The 5,345-nt window shown below is 71.6% G+C and carries 6 protein-coding genes; 1 reads left to right on the top strand and 5 read right to left on the bottom strand.

Going from position 1 to position 5,345, the window contains the following annotated elements; genetic code table 11:
• Together C5F48_RS21615 and C5F48_RS21610 are read right to left on the bottom strand one after the other, a co-directional pair.
• Window positions 1-1,285, bottom strand: a 1,285-nt coding sequence (locus tag C5F48_RS21615) for a sensor histidine kinase (protein ID WP_107665818.1), incomplete at its 3' end; no start/stop codon positions are given.
• A 274-nt stretch (window positions 1,286-1,559) separates the two neighbouring features.
• On the bottom strand, window positions 1,560-1,802 hold the full coding sequence (locus C5F48_RS21610; RefSeq protein ID WP_107665819.1) for a DUF2934 domain-containing protein: 243 nt from the start codon (window positions 1,800-1,802) through the stop codon (window positions 1,560-1,562).
• A 257-nt stretch (window positions 1,803-2,059) separates the two neighbouring features.
• On the opposite strand from C5F48_RS21610, the gene C5F48_RS24915 reads away from it, so the two are divergent.
• Window positions 2,060-2,251 carry a hypothetical protein gene (locus C5F48_RS24915; protein WP_136793328.1) on the top strand — a complete coding sequence of 64 codons (192 nt, stop codon included), beginning with the start codon at window positions 2,060-2,062 and terminating at the stop codon, window positions 2,249-2,251.
• Window positions 2,252-2,334: 83 nt separating this feature from the next.
• Here C5F48_RS24915 and C5F48_RS21605 read toward each other — a convergent pair whose 3' ends face one another.
• The 3 genes from C5F48_RS21605 to C5F48_RS26510 are packed head-to-tail and all read right to left on the bottom strand — an operon-like array spanning window position 2,335 to window position 5,331.
• A complete protein-coding gene (locus C5F48_RS21605; protein ID WP_107665817.1) occupies window positions 2,335-3,915 on the bottom strand; it encodes a gamma-glutamyltransferase family protein in 1,581 nt (526 codons plus the stop codon).
• Window positions 3,908-5,185: a M20/M25/M40 family metallo-hydrolase gene (locus C5F48_RS21600; RefSeq protein WP_107665816.1), complete on the bottom strand. Its 1,278-nt coding sequence runs from the start codon at window positions 5,183-5,185 to the stop codon at window positions 3,908-3,910. The genes C5F48_RS21605 and C5F48_RS21600 overlap by 8 nt, the downstream gene beginning before the upstream one ends.
• Window positions 5,182-5,331: an arginase family protein gene (locus C5F48_RS26510; RefSeq protein ID WP_373454363.1), complete on the bottom strand. Its 150-nt coding sequence runs from the start codon at window positions 5,329-5,331 to the stop codon at window positions 5,182-5,184. The genes C5F48_RS21600 and C5F48_RS26510 overlap by 4 nt, the downstream gene beginning before the upstream one ends.
• Between the last annotated feature and the right edge of the window lie 14 nt (window positions 5,332-5,345).

The raw sequence follows: 5,345 nt of genomic DNA, 5'->3' as shown, positions 1-5,345 counted from the left end.
GCTCCGCCACGATCAGCGCCAGCGGGATCGCGCTGTCCGGGCCGATCATGATTCCTTCCTCGACCTCGCAGCCGATGTGGATGCCGCGCTCCGGCGGCACGATCGCCGGGCTGCGCGCCAGCCGCGCCAGCAGCTGGCCGAGGTCGATCCGGTCGTTCTCCTGCGCGCGGTAGAGCAGGGCATGCACCTCGGCCACGGCCTGCAGCCGCGCCTTCAGCGCCTCGGGATCGACCTTGCCGGTCAACCGCACCTGGAAGCTGATGAGGCTGCCGATCACCGCGAGGTTGTTCTTCACCCGGTGGTTCAGCTCCTGCAGCAGCTGCGAGCGCTGTTCGGCCAGCTGGCGCGCCGCCGCCAGCTGCTCGTGGGTCTCGCGCTGGCGCAGCCCGTCCGAGACGCTGCGCCGGATCCGCGCGGTCAGCACGAAGGTGAAGAGGCTGAGCGCCCCGAGGAACAGCCAGACCGGCAGCGCCTGGGCCAGCCACATCCGGCGGACATCGGCGACGGGAACGCCTGACATGGCGAAGAGCGGCAGGTTGCCCACCCTAGTGAAGGCGTAGAGTCGCTCCACCCCGTCGGAGATGGCGAGGGTCCGGTAATGCCCGTCATCGCCCTCGGCTATGGACTGCGCGGCGGTGCTGCTTGCGTCGAACAGGATGGGGCGGGAGGGGACGTTGCGCATCAGGAGCTTGCCGTCCTCGCGCAGGAGCGACGCGGCCTGACCCGGGGTGGTGGCGATGCTCTGCAGGAAGCCGCGCATCGACAGAACCTCGATGGCCGAGACGAAGATGGCCTCGGTCTCGCCGAGGCGGAGCGGCATGGCGATGATGAAGGCGTCCTGCGCCTCGCGCCCGACGCTGCGGTCGAGAAATACCTCTGAGTCGGCGGCGAGGTTGGCGCGGTAATCCTCCAGCGCAAGTGGCGGGGTGTCGGAGAAGCCGCGGCTGGCGGCCAGCACCGCGCCGTCGGCCGAGAGCAGCGCCAGCCCCTGCGAGGCGGCCTGCGCGCCCTGCAGGCCGGTGAGGAAGTCGCGGAACTCCGCCGTCCGAAGATAGCCTGCCGGCTGTCCCTCGACATGGCCGCGGACCGCCTCCTTCAGCACCGTCTGGGTCTGGATCAGCCTGTCGGTGTAAAGCTCGATGAGTTGGACATTTTCCGCCCCCTGCTGCTGCATGCGACGCACCTGCTGCGACCCGGACCAGAAGGCCCAGAGCAGGCAGCCCAGAAGCGGGAAGAGCATCGCGCCAAGGCGGAGGACGAGGAAGGCTTTCGAACTCCACTGCATAGGACCATCTGCTGCTTCTTGTTTGCGGAGAGGCCCCGAAAACGCACAAAGCGGATGCCGCTCTGCCGGTCTTCAGCTTGCGGGTTTGTCGGCCGCTGTTCAAGCCCCAACCTGTGGGGCGCCCTTTTCTTCGGGGGGCGTCATCGGGCGCGGAAGAGGCTGCCGGCGCCGGCAGCTCTCCGGCCAGCCCGCCATTGGCGCCGGCGTCGCCCGTCCGGCCCGACGGGGACGCGATACATGCCGCCTCGCCACCCTGGGCCGGCTGCCTGGCTCCTCAGCCCGCGTCGGACCGCCCGAGCGGTTCGGCGGCCGAGCTGCGCCCGTCTTCGCCGATGGCGTCGATCCCCTCGCCCGGAGTGGAGGGCGGCGGATTGCTCCCGTCGCCTGCGCCGGCCTCGGCGTCGATCTCCTGGCAGGCGCGCGCCCAATGCGCCTCGCTCTGCGCCTCCGGCCTGCCCTCGCTTTCCCAGATCTCGTAGGCGCGTTCCCTGACCTTGTCGTCCCGCTGCTCTGACATCTCGACCTCCATCCACCGCGCGCTCCCGATGCGCAGTCTCCTGAAGCGGAGAGCGGCCGTTTTGTTCCTGTCCTCCGCTACCCCCGTCGCCGGCGGCACCGCCGCGATGAGCGGCGAATATTCGCCGATGCCGGGAAAAACCCGCGGAGGATGTCGCCCTATCATCTACAGCCGGTACAATTCTGAATTGTGGCGCGAGTCGGGAAGCGGGAAACCCCGCCTCGCGGGCCGCTCAACCCAACGCAGGAGGAAGCACGATGCCGACCGTTACCGCCGTCACCCGTTGCGCAGAGGGCGAGACCAGAACCACCATGGAGATCACGCCGGTGCAGGCCTGCTTCCTGCCCAACGAGCCGGGCAGGGTCTATGTGACCGACGCCGGCGACCCCGACTCCGCGCGCGAACTGTCGCGCGATGAGCTGATCATGGAGCTGGCGCGGCTCGAGTGACGCAAGACGCGACGGGATGTCCCGGGTCGACGGGGGCAGCGGGAAGGTCCGGGACGGCCCCGGCTCCCGCTGCAGGAGCGACTTCAGAGCGCGGCCACGGCGCCGTCGGAGCGCGGGTCCGTGGCCCCCTCGCACAACCCATCCGGATGCAGCACCAGCGCGCCGGCGTGACCCATGGTGCTGGAATGCGCCGGCAGCAGCTCCACCTCATGGCCCGCCGCGCGCAGGGCGGCGATCAGCCCGTCGCCGATATCCGCCTCCAGCTTCAGCGTTGTCTGCGCGTCGCCCCAGGTCCGGCCAAGCAGCCAGCGCGGGCGGGTGACGGCCTCCTGCAGCGGCACCCCGCGGGCATGGCGCGAGAAGACCGCCGCCTGGGTCTGCGGCTGGCCCTCGCCGCCCATCGTGCCGTAGCTCATGCGGCGGCCGTCGGGAAACTCCGCCATCGCCGGGTTCAGCGTGTGGAACGGCTTGCGCCCCGGGGCCAGGGCGCGCAGGCCTTCAGTGGCGAGGGTGAAGGAGCTGCCGCGGTTCTGCCAGGTCAGCCCGCTGTCCTGCAGCACCACGCCCGAGCCGAACTCGAAGAAGATCGACTGGATGAAGCTGGTCATGTTGCCCGCGGCATCCACCGCGCCGCACCAGATGGTGTCGCCGGGCGTGGCGGGGTGCGGCCAGGGCGCGGCGCGCTGCATGTCGATGCCCCGTGCGGCGGCCTGCAGCGCCGCGGCGGTCAGCGGGGCCTGCTGGTCGCCCGACAGTTGCGGATCGCCGATGATCGCGTCGCGCTGGCGGAAGGCGGCCTTCGTCGCCTCGATCAGCCCGTGGACATGCTCGAAACTGTCGGTCCCGCCCGGCGGCAGCAGATCGGCGATGCCGAGGATCGCCAGTGAGGCCATGCCTTGGGTCGGCGCCGGCAGATTGAAGAGCCGGCTGCCGTCGCGGAGCGTCAGCGACAGCGGGGCGACCTCGGCGGCCTGCCAGCCGGCCAGATCGGCCTCGGTCACCAGACCGTCGATCCGCGCCATGTCCTGCGCGATGCGCGCCGCCAGCGGACCGCGGTAGAAGCTGTCGAAGCCGTCGCGCGCCAGCGCCTCCAGCGTCGCAGCGAGCCGGGGCAGCCGCATCCGGTCGGCCTCGCGCGGCGGGACTCCGTCCAGGAGGAAGGTTCCGGAGAAGCCCGGGGCCTCCCTCAGCGCCGGAAGATGGGTCGCGGTCAGCGCCGCCTGCGAGCGGGAGACGGCGAAGCCTGTCGTGGCATGCCGGATCGCGCTGGCCATCAGGGCGGCGTGGGGCAGGGGCTGCTGCCAGTCGCGGCTGATCTCCAGCGCCTTCTGCCAGCCGCCGACGGTTCCTGCCACGGTGTTGGCGGCCAGCACGCCGCGCTGCGGGATCTCCGCGTGGCCGGCATAGGTCTCCAGCCGCGCGGCGGCGACGGCGCAGCCCGAGGCGTCGATCGCCCGCGGCGCCTGCCCGGGCCGGCCGATCAGCCAGAAGCCGTCGCCGCCGAGCCCGGTCATGTGCGGATAGACCACCGCCAGTGTCGCGGCCATGGCGATGGTCGCCTCCACCGCGGTGCCGCCGACGGCGAGGATGTCGCGCCCGGCCTGCGCGGCGAGGTGATGCGGCGCGGTGACAATCCCGCCATGGCTGCGGGGGGTTTCACGCATGTCGGGTCTCCGTCGAAAGGTCTGCGGGCGGGAGGTCCGCGAGGAAGGTCTCCGCGGCCCGGGCTAGAAGCGCCGCGAGCTCGGCAAGTTCCGGAACCAGCAGGTATTCGTCGGCGCCGCCGAGATTGCCGGGCGTCAGGCCGCAGACCACGGTGTCGAAGCCCTCGCGCCGCCAGAGCCGCGCATCCGAGGCGCCGATGCGCAGGTTCGCCGCGGTGGGCAGCCCGAGGATCGTCTCCGCCGCGCCGAGGTAGGCCCGGACGATCGGGGCGGAGGCGTAGGTCGCGTTGGGCTCGTAGCGGCGCAGGATCTCCAGCCGGACGCGCCCGGCATGGGCCGCGAGCATCGCCTCGATGCGCTCGAGCACCTCGGCGCAACCGACGCCCTGCGGCAGGCGGATATCCAGCTCGGCCTGGGCCGCGGCCGGCACCAGATTGGGCGAGGACCCGCCCCGGATGGTGCCGATGTTCACCGTCACCCGGCTGAGCGCTTCGCTCTCGCCCGCGCCGGACAGGTTTTCCGACAGCGGGTTGGCCGCGGCGATCACGGTCCGGGCGGGATGGTCGGCCGGCGTTTCCAGCGCTTCCAACTGCATCAGCCGGTCGAGAAAGCCGGTCAGCTCCGCGATGGCGCTGCGGCCGCGATGTTTGTGCGCCGAATGGGCGGAGAGGCCCTCGGCCTCGATCCGGAGCCAGAGCATGCCCTTCTCGCCGATCCGCGGCAGCCGGGGCGCGCCGACATCGGGAACGATCACCGAGGCGCCGCGCCACTCCGGGAAATCGGCGATCATCATCCCCGTGCCGCGTTCGCCCATGGCCTCCTCGTCGCCGGCCAGCACCACCGCGACCCGCGCCGCGAGATCCGGCGCGCGCTCGGCCAGCAGGGCCATGGCGCCGAAACAGGCGGCGATGCCGCCCTTCATGTCGGCGCTGCCCCGGCCGTAGAAGCGCGTCCCGTCCTGTTCGCCGAACGGGTCCTTGGTCCAGGCGGCGCGGTCGCCGACCGGATAGGTGTCGATATGGCAGGACAGGATCAGCGCGGGCGGCCCCTCGCCGCCGCACCAGCGCAGCACCGCGTTGCGCACCGGCGCCTCGCGCTCGTGGCGCAGCGCCGAAGTTGCGCCCATCTCGATGGCGAGGACAATGGCTTCCTCCACCGCCGCCCCGGTGTCCGAGGGCGGCGTTTCGGAGGGGATGGCGACCAGCTGGCGCGTCACCTCCAGCAGGCGGTCGGAGAGCGCCTGCGCCCCCGTGAGCAGCGGATGGGTCATGCGGCGGGGTCCGGGCAGAGCAGCAGGAGGATCTCGCAGGTCACCGCCGCGGCGAGGAAGGCGGTCATGCCCTTCACGTCATGGTTGGGGGAGACGGTATTCACGTCAGCCCCGACGATGTTCATGCCGCGGAACAGCCGGATCAGGTCGAGCCCCTCGC

Origin of the sequence: Cereibacter changlensis JA139, assembly GCF_003034985.1 — a bacterium.
GTDB lineage: Bacteria > Pseudomonadota > Alphaproteobacteria > Rhodobacterales > Rhodobacteraceae > Cereibacter > Cereibacter changlensis.
The sequence above is the reverse complement of the archived record's forward strand: the minus strand, read 5'-3'. Positions and strand labels throughout refer to the sequence as shown.